This window comes from Streptomyces sp. NPDC101234 (genome assembly GCF_044767525.1).
Lineage (GTDB): Bacteria > Actinomycetota > Actinomycetes > Streptomycetales > Streptomycetaceae > Streptomyces > Streptomyces sasae.
This window is the reverse complement of the sequence record NZ_JBIWOA010000002.1, coordinates 21,872-36,379: the sequence shown is the minus strand read 5'-3', so window position 1 is coordinate 36,379 and position 14,508 is coordinate 21,872. Positions and strand designations below refer to the sequence as shown.

Annotated in this window: 15 protein-coding genes; 9 read left to right on the top strand and 6 right to left on the bottom strand. The window is 68.5% G+C overall.

The window, feature by feature from the left end; genetic code table 11:
• Window positions 1–48: 48 nt before the first annotated feature.
• The 9 genes from rpmH (at window position 49) to ACIRR9_RS03410 (ending at window position 7,023) form a co-directional block, all read left to right on the top strand.
• Window positions 49–186 carry a 50S ribosomal protein L34 gene (gene rpmH / locus ACIRR9_RS03450; RefSeq protein ID WP_015659252.1) on the top strand — a complete coding sequence of 46 codons (138 nt, stop codon included), beginning with the start codon at window positions 49–51 and terminating at the stop codon, window positions 184–186.
• A 21-nt stretch (window positions 187–207) separates the two neighbouring features.
• On the top strand, window positions 208–579 hold the full coding sequence (gene rnpA, locus ACIRR9_RS03445; RefSeq protein WP_123975719.1) for a ribonuclease P protein component: 372 nt from the start codon (window positions 208–210) through the stop codon (window positions 577–579).
• On the top strand, window positions 576–941 hold the full coding sequence (yidD, locus tag ACIRR9_RS03440; RefSeq protein WP_123975720.1) for a membrane protein insertion efficiency factor YidD: 366 nt from the start codon (window positions 576–578) through the stop codon (window positions 939–941). Before rnpA ends, yidD begins: the two co-directional genes overlap by 4 nt.
• 3 nt (window positions 942–944) lie before the next feature.
• The gene (yidC, locus tag ACIRR9_RS03435) at window positions 945–2,228 is read left to right on the top strand and encodes a membrane protein insertase YidC (RefSeq protein WP_403747087.1); all 1,284 of its coding nucleotides are present in this window, start codon (window positions 945–947) and stop codon (window positions 2,226–2,228) included.
• A gap of 15 nt (window positions 2,229–2,243) precedes the next feature.
• Window positions 2,244–2,756 carry a R3H domain-containing nucleic acid-binding protein gene (locus ACIRR9_RS03430; protein WP_283287794.1) on the top strand — a complete coding sequence of 171 codons (513 nt, stop codon included), beginning with the start codon at window positions 2,244–2,246 and terminating at the stop codon, window positions 2,754–2,756.
• A 116-nt stretch (window positions 2,757–2,872) separates the two neighbouring features.
• A complete protein-coding gene (rsmG, locus tag ACIRR9_RS03425) occupies window positions 2,873–3,589 on the top strand; it encodes a 16S rRNA (guanine(527)-N(7))-methyltransferase RsmG (RefSeq protein ID WP_365339278.1) in 717 nt (238 codons plus the stop codon).
• Window positions 3,590–3,887: 298 nt separating this feature from the next.
• Window positions 3,888–4,961, top strand: coding sequence for a ParA family protein (locus ACIRR9_RS03420; protein WP_123975723.1), 1,074 nt, complete (start codon window positions 3,888–3,890; stop codon window positions 4,959–4,961).
• Complete coding sequence (locus ACIRR9_RS03415; protein ID WP_384560816.1) at window positions 4,958–6,070, top strand: ParB/RepB/Spo0J family partition protein; 1,113 nt, start codon at window positions 4,958–4,960, stop codon at window positions 6,068–6,070. Before ACIRR9_RS03420 ends, ACIRR9_RS03415 begins: the two co-directional genes overlap by 4 nt.
• A 335-nt stretch (window positions 6,071–6,405) precedes the next feature.
• Window positions 6,406–7,023, top strand: a complete 618-nt coding sequence (locus tag ACIRR9_RS03410) for a GNAT family N-acetyltransferase (RefSeq protein ID WP_403747084.1) — start codon at window positions 6,406–6,408, stop codon at window positions 7,021–7,023.
• 104 nt (window positions 7,024–7,127) lie between these two features.
• On the opposite strand, the gene trxA is transcribed toward ACIRR9_RS03410, so the two are convergent.
• The 6 genes from trxA to murJ all read right to left on the bottom strand — a co-directional run bounded on the left by trxA (window position 7,128) and on the right by murJ (window position 14,478).
• Window positions 7,128–7,460, bottom strand: coding sequence for a thioredoxin (gene trxA / locus ACIRR9_RS03405; RefSeq protein WP_123975726.1), 333 nt, complete (start codon window positions 7,458–7,460; stop codon window positions 7,128–7,130).
• A gap of 47 nt (window positions 7,461–7,507) precedes the next feature.
• Window positions 7,508–8,476 carry a thioredoxin-disulfide reductase gene (gene trxB / locus ACIRR9_RS03400; protein WP_403747082.1) on the bottom strand — a complete coding sequence of 323 codons (969 nt, stop codon included), beginning with the start codon at window positions 8,474–8,476 and terminating at the stop codon, window positions 7,508–7,510.
• A gap of 194 nt (window positions 8,477–8,670) precedes the next feature.
• Window positions 8,671–9,576, bottom strand: coding sequence for an anti-sigma factor family protein (locus ACIRR9_RS03395; protein ID WP_403747080.1), 906 nt, complete (start codon window positions 9,574–9,576; stop codon window positions 8,671–8,673).
• Window positions 9,573–10,298, bottom strand: a complete 726-nt coding sequence (gene sigM / locus ACIRR9_RS03390; protein ID WP_384560809.1) for an RNA polymerase sigma factor SigM — start codon at window positions 10,296–10,298, stop codon at window positions 9,573–9,575. Before sigM ends, ACIRR9_RS03395 begins: the two co-directional genes overlap by 4 nt.
• A gap of 35 nt (window positions 10,299–10,333) precedes the next feature.
• A complete protein-coding gene (locus ACIRR9_RS03385) occupies window positions 10,334–12,052 on the bottom strand; it encodes a serine/threonine protein kinase (protein WP_403747078.1) in 1,719 nt (572 codons plus the stop codon).
• Between the two features lie 119 nt (window positions 12,053–12,171).
• Window positions 12,172–14,478 (bottom strand): murein biosynthesis integral membrane protein MurJ, encoded by a 2,307-nt coding sequence (gene murJ / locus ACIRR9_RS03380; protein WP_403747076.1) that lies wholly within the window; start codon window positions 14,476–14,478, stop codon window positions 12,172–12,174.
• Between the last annotated feature and the right edge of the window lie 30 nt (window positions 14,479–14,508).

Below are 14,508 nucleotides of genomic sequence, written 5' to 3'. Positions count from 1 at the left end.
AGCCAGGACGGCACCCGCCACCACCGATTTGATTTCTGGAGCCCCCGAGTGAGCAAGCGCACCTTCCAGCCGAACAACCGTCGTCGCGCGAAGACCCACGGCTTCCGCCTTCGGATGCGTACCCGTGCCGGCCGCGCGATTCTCGCGAACCGTCGTGCCAAGGGTCGCGCCAGCCTTTCCGCCTGATCCTGATCAGGTCATGACGTCGTGCTGCCTACCGAGCATCGGCTGAGGCGGCGCGAGGACTTCGCGACCGCGGTACGACGGGGTCGCCGGGCTGGTCGCCCGTCTCTCGTCGTCCATCTTCGTAGCGGTGCCACGGACCCGCACGCGCCTGGGGAGAGCGCTCCCCCGACGCGTGCGGGTTTCGTCGTGAGCAAGGCGGTGGGTGGTGCGGTCGTGCGCAACAAAGTGAAGCGCAGACTGCGCCATCTGATGCGTGACCGAGTCGCCCTGTTTCCCCCCGGTAGCCTGGTAGTCGTACGAGCGCTGCCCGGAGCGGGCGACGCCGACCATGCACAGCTGGCCCGAGACCTGGATGCCGCCGTCGAGCGGCTGCTGGGAGGGGGCGCGCGATGAAGTACCCGCTGCTGGCTCTGATCAAGCTGTACCAGTGGACGATCAGTCCGCTGCTCGGGCCGGTGTGCAAGTACTACCCGTCGTGCTCCCACTACGGCTATACGGCCATCGACCGGCACGGTGCGATCAAGGGGACGGCACTCACGGCCTGGCGCATCCTGCGGTGCAACCCGTGGTCGCTGGGTGGTGTGGACCACGTCCCGCCGCGCAAGCGCCCGCGGTGGCACGAAATGCTGCGTGACGCCTGGCGTGCACGCAAGGGCGGGCCCTCCGCCGCCGAACCGGCCACCGAAGAGAAGGCTCTCTCCGATCTTCCTTCGAGCCCGGCCGCAGAGACTTCGTCCCATGCCCAAGGAGCATGATTAGTGGACACGATTGCCAGCCTGTTCAGCTTCATCACGACACCCGTTTCGTGGGTCATCGTCCAGTTCCATTCCGTGTACGGGAAGATCTTCGGTCCCGACACGGGCTGGGCCTGGGGCTTGTCCATCGTGTCCCTGGTGATCCTGATCCGCATCTGCCTGATCCCGCTCTTCGTGAAGCAGATCAAGGCGACCCGGGCCATGCAGACGCTGCAGCCCGAGATGAAGAAGATCCAGGAGCGCTACAAGAACGACAAGCAGCGTCAGTCCGAAGAGATGATGAAGCTGTACAAGGAGTCGGGTACCAACCCGCTCTCCTCGTGCCTTCCCATCCTGGCGCAGTCCCCGTTCTTCTTCGCCCTGTACCACGTGCTCAACGGCATCGCGACGGGCACCACGATCGGTGTCATCAACGAGTCGCTGCTCGCCAGCGCCCGTAAGGCGCACATCTTCGGTGCCCCGCTCGCTGCGAAGTTCACGGACGGTTCGTCGAAGGTGGAGGCGCTCGGCGCCTCCCTCACCGACGTCCGGGTCGTCACCGCAATCATGATCGTCCTGATGTCGGCGTCGCAGTTCTACACGCAGCGCCAGCTGATGACGAAGAACGTCGACACCACGGTGAAGACGCCCTTCATGCAGCAGCAGAAGATGATGATGTACGTCTTCCCGGTGATGTTCGCCGTCTTCGGCATCAACTTCCCGGTCGGTGTTCTCGTCTACTGGCTGACCACCAACGTGTGGACCATGGGCCAGCAGATGTACGTCATCCGCAACAACCCGACCCCGGGTTCCAAGGCGCAGGCCGCCTACCTGGAGCGCCTCACCAAGCACGTCACGCACCACGGCAAGACCCGTCGCCGCAGTGAGAAGACCATCATCAAGGCGATCGTCGCCAAGGGCCGCGACCGTAACGAGTTCGAGCGCAAGTTCATCAATGCGCTGACCAAGTCGGGTCTTGTGGCCCAGACCGACGGCACCGTGGTGAAGGGTGAGGCTCCGGCCGTCGAGCAGACCGAGGACGGCGTCACGACCGCTGCCACCGCCAAGCGTCAGCAGCCCAAGCGCCAGACCAAGGCCCAGCGTCAGTCCGGCGGCCCGAAGGCTGCCGACGACGCCACGTCGGACTCTGCGGAGAAGACCACTTCGCTGGAGAAGTCCGACGAGCCGCAGGACGCCAAGCCGGCCGCAGGGGAGTCGCCGAAGGCCGGTTCCAACGGCCGCAGCAGGGCCCAGTCCGGTCAGCGCAAGGGCGGTCCGCAGCGCCCCAAGTCCCCGTCCAAGAAGTAAGAAGGAGTCCATCCCGTGACGGAAGGCACCACCTCCGCCGCTGCCGAGGGTGCAGACACCCTCACCCGCCTGGAGCAGGAGGGTGAGATCGCGGCGGACTACCTTGAGGGTCTGCTGGACATCGCCGACCTCGACGGCGACATCGACATGGACGTCGAGGCCGACCGGGCCGCCGTGTCGATCATCAGCGACGCCGGCGGCCGCGACCTGCAGAAGCTGGTCGGCCGTGACGGCGAGGTGCTGGAGGCGCTCCAGGAGCTGACCCGCCTGGCCGTGCACCGGGAGACCGGTGACCGCAGCCGTCTGATGCTCGACATCGCGGGCTACCGTGCCAAGAAGCGCGCCGAGCTCTCCGAGCTGGGCGCCAAGGCCGCCGCCGAGGTGAAGAACACCGGCGAGCCCGTGAAGCTCAAGCCGATGACCCCGTTCGAGCGCAAGGTCGTGCACGACGCGGTCAAGTCCGCCGGACTGCGCAGCGAGTCGGAGGGCGAGGAGCCGCAGCGGTTCGTCGTCGTGCTTCCCGCCTGATCGGTCCCCACATTTCACCGGCCCCGTCTGCCCGCAGGCGGGGCCGAACTTTGTCAGCCTGGTAGTTCTGGTGGCCGGTGCACGGAGCACCGGCGCTGTACGGAAGGACGGTCCCCGTGACGGAGGCTGCGGAGCTCCCCCCGACGCCCGAGCAGGCGCGGGAAGTGTTCGGCGAGCGCTTCGCCGATGCGGTCCGCTACGCGGAGCTGCTCGCCGAGGCAGGCGTGCAGCGTGGTCTGATCGGCCCACGGGAAGTGCCCCGCCTGTGGGAGCGGCATCTGCTGAACTGCGCGGTGCTCTCGGAGGCCGTCCCCGAGGGGGTGACGGTGTGCGATGTGGGCTCCGGTGCCGGCCTGCCCGGTATTCCGCTGGCGTTGGTCCGGGAGGACCTCAACATCACCCTTTTGGAGCCTCTGCTCCGGCGGACCAACTTCCTCACCGAGGTCGTCGAACTGCTGGGCCTGGACCATGTGACTGTCGTGCGCGGTCGTGCCGAGGAGGTCATGGGCAAGCTGCCTCCGGTGCATGTGGTGACGGCCCGTGCCGTGGCCCCGCTGGACCGGCTGGCCGCCTGGGGTATCCCGCTGCTGCGTCCCTACGGCGAGATGCTCGCCCTGAAGGGGGACACGGCGGAGGAGGAGCTGAAGGCCGCGGCGACCGCCCTGACCAAGCTGGGAGCGGTCTCCACGTCGATCCTGCATGTGGGTGAGGGCGTGGTGGATCCGCTGTCGACCGTCGTGCGTGTGGAGGTCGGGGAAAGCCCGGGCGGTGTGCGTTTCGCGGCCAAGCGAGCGAAGGCCGCTCGTACGGGGAGGGCGCGTAGGCGCCGCTGATCCGTCCTGAGGACGTGACGTACTCCACACAAGCTGCCAAACCTACGCATGACGGAGTGTCGCGGCTTTTCGGTACCGCGCGCTGTGCATCGTGTTTCACGTGAAACGTCGCTCACTGCTGCACGGCATCATCGGTCGAACCCGCGCCGCGGCCGAACCACGCGACCGAAAATCTCTCGGAGCCCTCGGAGAGGGGGCCTCTGGTGACACTCCGTCCCCCTTGAGGGGCACGGAGTTGTCCACAGAGGTGGATTTCTCCACAGAACAACAGGCCTCACTGGTTCACGACCCCGAAGACATGGGAGGCTCTGTTCATTGCGAGCCTGAAGTCGAGGAGAGTGAATCCTTGCGGTCCGACGCCAACATCGCGGGACCGATGACCGATCCGGTCCCCGGTCCCCGTACCGAGTCGATGGGGGCGGATGTTTCACGTGAAACACCGCCTCCGATGGACGACACTCCCATCGGTCGTGCTGCCCAACTCGCGGTGGAGGCTCTGGGCCGCGCCGGCGAAGGTCTGCCACGTCCGGAGCAGACCAGAGTCATCGTGGTCGCCAACCAGAAGGGCGGTGTCGGCAAGACGACGACCACCGTCAACCTTGCTGCATCGCTGGCCCTCCATGGTGGCCGCGTCCTGGTGATCGATCTCGACCCTCAGGGCAATGCGTCCACTGCGCTGGGGATCGACCACCACGCCGAGGTTCCGTCCATCTACGACGTGTTGGTGGAGAGTAAGCCGCTGGCCGAGGTCGTCCAGCCGGTGGTGGACGTCGAGGGTCTCTTCTGCGCCCCCGCCACGATCGATCTCGCCGGTGCGGAGATCGAGCTGGTGTCCCTGGTGGCACGGGAGAGCCGGCTCCAGCGGGCGATCCTGGCGTACGAGCAGCCGCTCGACTACATCCTCATCGACTGCCCGCCCTCGCTCGGCCTGCTGACGGTCAATGCTCTGGTCGCGGGCGCCGAGGTGCTCATCCCGATCCAGTGCGAGTACTACGCGTTGGAGGGGCTCGGCCAGCTGCTGCGCAATGTCGACCTGGTACGGGGGCACCTCAACCCCGACCTGCATGTGTCGACCATCCTGCTCACCATGTACGACGGCCGGACGCGTCTCGCCTCCCAGGTCGCGGACGAGGTGCGCAGCCACTTCGGCGACGAGGTGCTGCGGACGAGCATTCCCCGCTCGGTCCGTATCTCCGAGGCTCCGAGCTACGGGCAGACGGTATTGACCTACGATCCTGGATCGAGCGGTGCCCTCTCCTACCTTGAGGCGGCCCGAGAAATCGCGCTGAGGGGTGTCGGTGTCAGCTACGACCCGACGCAGGCCCATATCGGCGCACAGACGAATCCGAGCATGGTGGAGGGGATCCAGTGAGCGACCGACGGAGGATTGGCTTGGGCCGTGGTCTCGGCGCACTGATCCCTGCTGCCCCGACGGAGCGGACCCCGGCTCAGACCGCTGTGGAGGAGGCGGCCGTCGCTGCCCCTTCAGCGGGCCCGTCGCTGGCCGACCGAGGGGTCGCTGCGGCCAAGGTGGCCATGCTGCCGCCTGTTTCTCAGGAGGCCGAGGAGCCGTCGGTGTTCGGCGGAGGCATGGAGACCCCCGCTCCTCCGATGGGTGCCCATTTCGCGGAGATCCCCCTCGACGACATCACGCCCAACCCGCGTCAGCCCCGTGAGGTCTTCGACGAGGACGCGCTGCACGAGTTGGTCACCTCCATCCAGGAAGTCGGCCTTCTCCAGCCTGTCGTCGTACGGCAGTTGGGTCCCGCGCGTTACGAGCTCATCATGGGTGAGCGGCGCTGGCGGGCCTGCCGTGAGGCCGGCCTGGAGGCGATCCCGGCGATCGTCCGGGCGACCGACGACGAGAAGCTCCTTCTGGACGCGCTGCTGGAGAACCTGCACCGGGCCCAGCTGAACCCGCTGGAAGAGGCTGCCGCCTACGACCAGTTGCTGAAGGACTTCAACTGCACCCATGACCAGCTGGCCGACCGCATCGGGCGCTCCCGCCCCCAGGTCTCCAACACCCTGCGGCTGCTGAAGCTCTCGCCGGCGGTCCAGCGTCGTGTTGCCGCCGGTGTCCTGTCGGCCGGGCACGCCCGGGCGCTGCTCTCCGTCGAGGACTCGGAGGAGCAGGACCGGCTCGCCCACCGGATCGTGGCCGAGGGGCTGTCGGTCCGGGCCGTCGAGGAGATCGTGACCCTGATGGGTTCGCGGCCCCAGTCGACACAGCGCGCCAAGGGGCCGCGGGCCGGTGCCCGGGTCTCCCCGGCGCTGACCGATCTCGCGACCCGGCTCTCGGACCGTTTCGAGACGCGGGTCAAGGTCGACCTGGGGCAGAAGAAGGGCAAGATCACCGTCGAGTTCGCCTCGATGGATGACCTTGAGCGGATCCTCGGCACGCTCGCCCCGGGCGAGGGGCCGGTGCTCCACCAGGGCATTCATGACGGCGACTCCGCAGGCTCCGAGGAGTCCGGGGACTGACCGCCCCGGGTGTTTCCCGCCCGGTCGGTGTTCTGTCGTTCAGAGAGCGGATCGTGTCCGGTGTGTACCGGACACGATCCGCTCTTTGCGTTCAGGCGGTATCGATGGAATCGCTGTGTGGATACGATGCGACGGGTATGGCGCATCCACCTGACAGCTGGCAGCACCTCTGAGTGGGAGGCGGGGGCCATGCGATCGATGAGCCGCATCGGACTGATGGGCGCAGGCCTGGGCTTGGGCGCTACCGTCGGATTCGTCGGCAGTCTGCTCAAGGAACACAGCGCTCTGACAGCCGCTCGTGGCGCTGCGGGCGAAGGAAGCGAGGAACAGCCTTCATGGGGCGTCGGCTCGTACCGCTCACCCTGGACAACCTTCAGGACCTTCCCAAGCGCTGTCGCTCGTGTGTCTTCTGGGAGCTGGACCCCGTCAGCGGCGAGGCAGCGGTAAGGGCGGGCACGCCCGCGATGGAGAAGGAAGCGTGGATCTCCGCCGTCCTGCTCGACTGGGGATCGTGCGGCCGGGTGGTCTACGTCGACGACGTACCGGTTGGCTTTGTGCTCTATGCTCCGCCCGCCTACGTCCCGGGTTCCACGGCGTTCCCCACGAGCCCGATCTCACCGGATGCCGTCCAGCTCATGACCGGCTTCATCATGCCCGGATATCAGGGGCAGGGGCTTGGACGTGTGATGGTCCAGACGGTCGCCAAGGATCTGCTGCGACGGGGCTTCAAGGCGATCGAGGCGTTCGGCGACGCCCGCTACAAGGAGCCGGCCTGCCTGCTGCCCGCCGAGCATCTGCTCGCCGTGGGCTTCAAGACGGTCCGGCAGCACCCTGCGCATCCCCGGCTGCGGCTGGAGCTGCGGACGACGCTCTCCTGGAAGGAAGACGTGGAGCTGGCGCTCGACCGGCTTCTGGGGGCCGTACAGAAGGAGCCGGCGCTGCGGCCGCTGTGACTGGTGTGTCGGATCGGCCTTGGGGAGCGGTGTTTCGCAGTCGGTCTTTCAAAGCGAATGGGCCAACCCGTGGGGGTTGGCCCATTCGTGTTTCACGTGAAACATCACTCGGCGATGAAGTCCTCGAGGTCGCGGACGAGCGCGGCCTTCGGCTTGGCGCCGACGATGGTCTTGGCGACCTCGCCACCCTGGTACACGTTCAGGGTCGGGATCGACATGACGCCGTACTTGGCCGCCGTCGTCGGGTTCTCGTCGATGTTCAGCTTGACGATCTCGATCTTCTCGCCGTGCTCGGCGGCGATCGCCTCGAGCGACGGGGCGATCTGGCGGCACGGGCCGCACCACTCGGCCCAGAAGTCCACCAGGACGGGCTTGTCGCTCTTGAGGACGACCTCTTCGAAGTCGGCGTCGGTCACATGCTTCAGGGTGCCGGCCACGGCGGGCTCCTTTTTCTTGATGGTGCGGTGGGGCGGAAGGGGGATGGTCAGACGGAGGTCTTCTCGGGCTCGGCCTTCTCCTCGTCCGCGAGGGCGGACAGGAAACGCTCGGCGTCGAGAGCGGCGGAGCAGCCGGTACCGGCCGCGGTGATCGCCTGGCGGTAGGTGTGGTCCACCACGTCACCGGCGGCGAACACACCCGTCAGGTTGGTGTGCGTCGAGGGCGAGGCGACCTTCAGGTAGCCCTCCTCGTCGAGGTCCAGCTGGCCCTTGAACAGTTCCGTGCGCGGGTCGTGGCCGATCGCGATGAACAGGCCGGTCACCGGCAGGTCGGAGAGCTCGCCGGTCTTGACGTTGCGCAGCTTCAGACCGGCCAGCTTCTGCTCGCCCTGGACCTCGGCGATCTCGCTGTCCCAGGCGAACTTGATCTTCGGGTCGGCGAAGGCACGCTCCTGCATCGCCTTGGAGGCGCGCAGGGTGTCCCGGCGGTGGACGATCGTCACGGACTTGGCGAACCGCGAGAGGAAGGTGGCCTCCTCCATCGCGGTGTCACCGCCGCCGATCACGGCGATGTCCTGGTCCTTGAAGAAGAACCCGTCACAGGTGGCGCACCAGGAGACACCGCGGCCGGAGAGCGCGTCCTCGTTCGGCAGGCCGAGCTTGCGGTGCTGGGAGCCCGTGGTGACGATGACTGCCTTCGCCTTGTGGACCGTGCCGGCGGTGTCCGTGACGGTCTTGATCTCACCGGTCAGGTCGACGGAGACGATGTCGTCCGGAACCAGCTCCGCACCGAAGCGCTCGGCCTGCGCACGCATGTTGTCCATGAGGTCGGGGCCCATGATGCCGTCGCGGAAGCCGGGGAAGTTCTCCACTTCGGTGGTGTTCATCAGCGCGCCGCCCGCGGTGACGGCGCCCTCGAACACGAGGGGCTTCAGCGACGCGCGCGCGGTGTAGAGCGCCGCCGTGTAGCCGGCGGGCCCGGAGCCGATGATGATCACGTTACGGACGTCGCTCACGGCTTGATTCCTCGTCTCTGGTCTACGTCATTCGACCGGTGGGAGTTTCTCTCGAAAGCTCTCACCCCACCCAACGGATCCTACGGGGCCCGCATTCCCGGTGTGTCCGGGCACACGGGCCTCCCATACCGTACGGATTTCCGCGCCGGGACGAGACGATGCGTTCCGCGCTCAGCGGCCGTGCCGGGGAACGCTCAGGGGTATGCCAGAGACTCCGTCAGCAGAACCTTGCCGGGGGAGGCGGACTGCTGGTCAACGCAGGAAGCATCCACCACGAAGGCCGTCACCCGGGTGTCGTCGGAGCTGTTGGGCAGCACGACGAGGTAGGCGTCCTTCCCCTCGTACGTCCCCTTCTTCGCGCCGAGGATGCTGCCGCTCTGGCTGATGCCGTGGCGTACACACACGGGCACCGACGCCGAGGGCTGGATCAGAGTGTTGGGGCTGTTGGTCGAACCGGGACCGGTGGACTGCCCCTCGATGTGGAAGTGAGGCTTCTGAGAGCCTCGGGGGGTGCTCTGCCTCGTGCCGAGGAGGCTCTTCACCTGACTCTGGAGGGTGCTCTCGGAGAAGGTTCCGGCGGAGCTCGTGGGTTTGCCCTGGGCTGTCGTCGGTGCATTGCCGCCGAGCGACTGGAGGAAGAAGGAACCAGCGCCCAGGACGGCGGCGGTGAATACGGTGCCGAGGACGACGGTCCGGCGGCGTCGGCCGCGGTCACGTCCATGGCCCTTACGGCCGGGGCCGGTGGAGGCACCCGGTCGCCCGGCAGGGCGGTCTCCCGGGGGTGACATCTCGCGGGGCGATGTTTCACGTGAAACATGCGTCTCGGCTGCCGTCTCGGATGTCGTCGTGCTCAGCAGCGCCTCGGCGGCGAGCGCGGCATCGATCCGGTCCGCGACATCGGCCGGCATCCGCGGCGGACCCGGCAGCGTACCCAGCAGACCCTGGATCTCCTCCAGCGAGGCGTGGACGTCGGTGCAGAGCTCGCACCCGTCCAGGTGCCGTCGTACCTCCGCGGTACGGGCAGGTGGGAGCAGGCCTTCGGCGAGGTCGGAGATCTCCGCGACGTCCGGGTGCCCGGTCGTGTCTGTCGTGGAAGTCACGCTCGCCCACCTCCGCCCTTCACTGCGGCTGAATCATTCGGCCCGGTGCTCTGTGGGCCCCTGTCCTGGGGCCCCGCTGCCGGTGGGACGGATGTCCCCTCCGCCCGGTTCCGTGCCGGGTCCGAATCATTTTCGTCACCGGTGTTTTCCGGCCGAAGGTGGGTGAGCAGCGGCAGGAGTCTGGCTCTGCCGCGAGCGCAGCGGCTCTTCACCGTCCCCGTGGGTACATCGAGGATCCGGGCCGCTTCGGCGACCGGATAGCCCTGCATGTCGACCAGGACGAGGGCGGCGCGCTGGTCGTGCGGCAGTGTGCCGAGAGCTTCGAGGAGCTGGCGGTGCAGATCGTTCCGCTCGGCCGGAGCGGAGGCCGATTCATGCGGCTCGAGCAGTTGCTCCAGCCGCTCGGTGTCATCGACGGGGGAGGTCTTCCGGGACGCCGCCTTGCGGGCCCGGTCGAGGCAGGCGTTCACCGTGATCCGGTGCAGCCAGGTCGTGACGGCCGACTGGCCCCGGAAGGTGTGGGCGGCCCGGTAGGCGGACACCAGGGCGTCCTGGACGGCGTCAGCGGCCTCCTCACGGTCCCCCAGGGTCCGCAGGGCGACCGCCCAGAGCCGGTCACGGTGCCGCCGCACGATCTCACCGAAGGCATCGGGGTCGCCTTCCACATGCCGGGCGAGCAGATCCTGATCGCTCACTCCGTCGTATCCGGCGCCTTCCGCCATCTGCCCCCTCCGCCTTCGGTGCCTCCGGTGAGACGTCAGCCTGTGAACTTCACTTCGGTGATGGCCTGCTTGTAGCCGGCCTGTGCGTACGCGGCGGAGTCCGGACCCGAATTCGGTACGGCGGTCATCCACACGAGCACGTACTGGCTCTTCACCTTCTTGGTGACCTTCACCGTGGCGGTGTCACCGGTGGTGGTGACGCTGCCGATCTTCGTCAACGAGCTGACCGGCCCCGGGGACAGCGAGTCGGCGGCGTACAGCGCGATCGTCGTGTGATCGCCAGAGTAGCGAAGGGAGACGGTTCCCGTGGCGAGTTCCTTCGCGGAGCCCAGGTCGTAGACGATGCCCACGCCTGGCTTGTACGGCGCCAGTTCCGGGCCTTTCAGGAAGGTGTTGGTCCTCCAGTACGTCGAGGTGCTGCCGTCGTACGTCTTGCCGACGTCGTTGGGATGCTGGGCCTCACCCTCGGCGATGTACTCCTGGGCGTTCTGGATCTTTATCGCGGCGGCGGGCGTGGGGCTGGGACTGCTCTTGTCGCCGTCGTCCGTGGTCTGGGTGTTGTTGCTGTCGGACTTGTCGCCCTGGTTCATCAGGGCGTCCGCGAGCTGCCAGCTGCCCAGGCCCAGGGCGGCGATCAGGAGGGCGGAGACCGCCCACTTGAGGGCCTTGCCGGTACGGCTCTGGAGCGGTGGCGGCGGTGCCTGGATGGGCTGCGTCACGCCGGGCGGCGTGGGGCGGCCGTAGGTGCCCTGCTGGTACGTGGTGCGCTGGTACTCGGGCGGTGCCGTGAACGCCGGCTCCGGCGGACGGATGCGGGGCATCTCGCCGATCGCCTTCACCAGTTCCTCCGGCGTGGTGCACGCGGACTCATGGCGGGAGGCGGTGGCGCCGTCGTTGACGAGAGCCCGCATGGCGAGCTCGGACAGGCCGCGGTGGACCCCGGCACGCACCTGGTCGGGTGCGATCAGGCCGACGTCCTTGGGCAGCCCGGCCAGACCGTAGGCGTCGCTCTCGTACGGCCAGCGCTGGGTCAGCGCCGCGTACAGCAGGGCGCCGATCGCCTCGGTGTCGGTGCGCTGCGGGGTGTCGGAACTGATGCCGCGCAGCGCCGCGTTCACCGCGAGGCCGCGGATACGCCACTGGCCGGTGGAGGTGCGCAGCACCGCGTTCGGGTTGAGACGGAGATGGGCCAGGCCTTCGCGGTGCGCGGCCGCCATGGCGGAGGCGATCTGACTGACCATCTGGTAGGCGTCGTGCGGCTCCAGCGGGCCGGCCGCCAGCAGCGCGGTCAGTTCCGTTGCGTCCGGCAGCCACTCGTGGACGACATAGACGAGGTCGTCCTCCTCGACCGCGTCCAGGACCTGCACGAACCGCGGGTCGCCGAGCAGCGCGGCGGAACGGGCGGCGGCCAGCACGGCACGAGTACGTGCGTGGTCGGAGGGCAGGATATGGACACCGACGGCACGCCGCAGTTTCTCGTCGACCGCACGCCAACTGCTGAAACCGTCCAGACGGGTGACGCACTCCTCGAGACGGTAGCGTCTGGCGAGTTTGTGACCGCTGTGCAGTTCGGGAGGTGAGGCCTTCCTTCCGGGGTCCGCGGGCGTGCCGCTCCCCTGTGCCTCGTCGCTGTCCGTGTCCCGCTCCGGGTTCTGTGCCACCCCGTCGGCCGTGGACTGCCCCGCCTTGGCGGTCAGCGGCTCGTCACCGCTGTTGTCTGCCACGTCGACGGCAGCTGTGCTCCGTTCCGCCACCGTCGTTCCCTGCCTCCCCATCCGTTGCACGCTGTCCGACGCCGAATCCAATTGTGCCCACAGTCCCCCGCTATGCACGACACGCGGCGGCGGACGATGGTTGTGCGCTTACCCCCGGCTCAGCGCCCCAGGCGCCCCCGCACCATACCCACGAGGGAGTTGAGTTCCTCGATGCGCATGCGGCGCGCGGCCACGTAGAAGACGCCGAGCAGGATGGCCCCGCCGGCCAGCAGCGCGGCGAAGGAACCGATCACACCCTGCCCCAGAGTGTGGCCGATGCCGTAGCAGGCCGCACCACTGAGCAGCGCGGCCGGTACGGAGGCGATGCACAGCCGGGCGTAGGTGCGGGTGACCCGGGAGCCGTCCAGGTCGCCGCCGAGCCGCTTGCGCAGCCGCTTCCAGGCGACCCCGACGCCGGTCGCGTAGGCGAGGCCGTAGGAGGCGGCCATGCCGGCCACCGCCCAGCGGGCCGGGAGCAGGAAGTAACAGGCGACCGAGGCACCCGCGTTGACCGCGGCGACGATGACCGTGTTGTAGAAGGGGGTGCGGGTGTCTTCGTACGCGTAGAAGGCACGCAGGACGACGTACTGCACCGAGTAGGGGATCAGGCCGAGGGCGAATGCCATCAGCATGAAGCCCATGTTGGTGGCCTCGCTGGTGCCCGAGGAGCCGAAGATCAGGGTGCACATCGGGATGCCGAGGGCCAGGAAGCCGAAGGCGATGGGGACGATCGCGACGGCAGTCGTCCTCAGGCCCTGGGAGATGTCGTCGCGGACGGCGCCCGTGTCGTTCTCGGCGGCCGAGCGGGAGATCCGCGGCAGCAGGGCCGCCATCAGGGAGACCGTGATGATGGCCTGCGGCAGGCCCCAGATCAGCTGGGCGTTGGCGTAGGCGGCGAAGCCGGTGCCGTCGACCGGGGAGTGCTTGCCGGCCGAGGTCGACAGCTGGGAGACGACGAGTGCGCCCGCCTGGTTGGCGAGGACGAACAGCACGGTCCACTTGGCGAGGGTGGCGGCCTTGCCGAGGCCGTGGCCCTTCCAGTCGAAGCGCAGCCGCAGCCGGAACCCGGTCTCGCGCAGATAGGGGATCATCGCCAGGGCCTGGACCACGAGGCCGAGCAGCACGCCGATGCCGAGCAGCCGCTGGCCCTCCGGCGGGATGGTGGTGACCTTCATCCCGGAGTGCGCGGCGGTGCCGTACACCCAGATGAACAGGCCGAGCGTGACGATGATGACGATGTTGTTGAGGACCGGGGTCCACATCATCGCGCCGAACTTGCCCCGCGCGTTGAGGATCTGACCCATCACCACGTGGATGCCCATGAAGAAGATCGAGGGCAGGAAGTAGCGGACGAAGGTGATGCCGACCGCGTTGGCCGCCGGGTCGCTGGCGACCGAGTCGGACAGCAGGCGGATGAGGAAGGGAGCGGCCGCGATGGTGGCCGCGGTGAGCAGGCCCAGCGCCACCATCACGAGGGTCAGCAGCCGGTTGGCGAACGCCTCTCCGCCGTCCTCGTCCTCCTTCATGGCGCGCACCAGCTGCGGCACGAAGACGGAGTTGAGGCCGCCGCCGACGGTCAGGATGTAGATCATCGTGGGCAGCTGGTAGGCGACCTGGAACGTGTCACCGAGCAGACCCACGCCCAGCGCGGAGACGATCAGTGCGGAGCGGACGAAGCCGGTGAGCCGGGAGACCATCGTGCCCGCCGCCATCACGGCGCTGGACTTCAGCAGCCCTGTCGCCTTCCCGCTCTTCTTCGCGGAGGCGGCCGCGGGGGCCGGCGGAGCCGTGGTCCGGGCGGGTGCCGGGGGCGCTGCGGGGGTGGCGCCGAGGTTCAGGGTCTGGGCGGTGGCGGGCGTCGGATACTGCGGCGCCAGGGACGGCCCACCCGGGGCGGCGGCCGGTCCCGGCACCGACGGGGGCTCCGGGGGCAGGTGTCCGCCGTCCTGCCGGGGATCCCGGTAGCCGCCCTGCTGCTGGTCCCTGAACAGGTGCGCGAAGGCGTCCGGCTCGTGGTGCTGCTCACCGGAGTGCGAGACCAGGTCGTCGACGCCCACGAACTGCGTCGTGCGCGGGTTGTCGCCGTAGGGCAGGTACTGGGACGGGCCCTCCGGCTCCGGCGCCGGGGTCTGGGCCCACACATGCGGGTCGGGGGCGTACGGCGACTGGGCGGGCTGTCCGTACAGCGGCTGCTGCGGGTAGGTGCCCGGGGGCGGCGGGGGGTGCGCGGCGCGGTCGTAGAGCGCCTCGGCGACCGGGTCCTGGGCGGAGAGGTCCTGCGCCCGGTAGGGGTCCTGGTCGTAGGCGTCCTGGAGGTACATGTCAGCCGCGTGCTGCGGCGGGACCTGGCCGGCCTCCGGCGGCGGCTCGGGGTAGCCCGAACCGGCCGCGCCTTGGCCGCGTTCACCGTCGTACGGCGCGTTCATGGTTACCCCACCTCATCGTCCCGGGCCACA

Excerpts from the sequence above, each read along its gene's own strand:
- yidD (WP_123975720.1), top strand. The coding sequence starts at position 576 with ATGAAGTACCCGCTGCTGGCTCTGATCAAGCTGTACCAGTGGACGATC.
- ACIRR9_RS03420 (WP_123975723.1), top strand. The coding sequence starts at position 3,888 with ATGGGAGGCTCTGTTCATTGCGAGCCTGAAGTCGAGGAGAGTGAATCC.
- ACIRR9_RS03410 (WP_403747084.1), top strand. The coding sequence starts at position 6,406 with ATGGGGCGTCGGCTCGTACCGCTCACCCTGGACAACCTTCAGGACCTT.
- sigM (WP_384560809.1), bottom strand. The coding sequence starts at position 10,298 with ATGGCGGAAGGCGCCGGATACGACGGAGTGAGCGATCAGGATCTGCTC.
- murJ (WP_403747076.1), bottom strand. The coding sequence starts at position 14,478 with ATGAACGCGCCGTACGACGGTGAACGCGGCCAAGGCGCGGCCGGTTCG.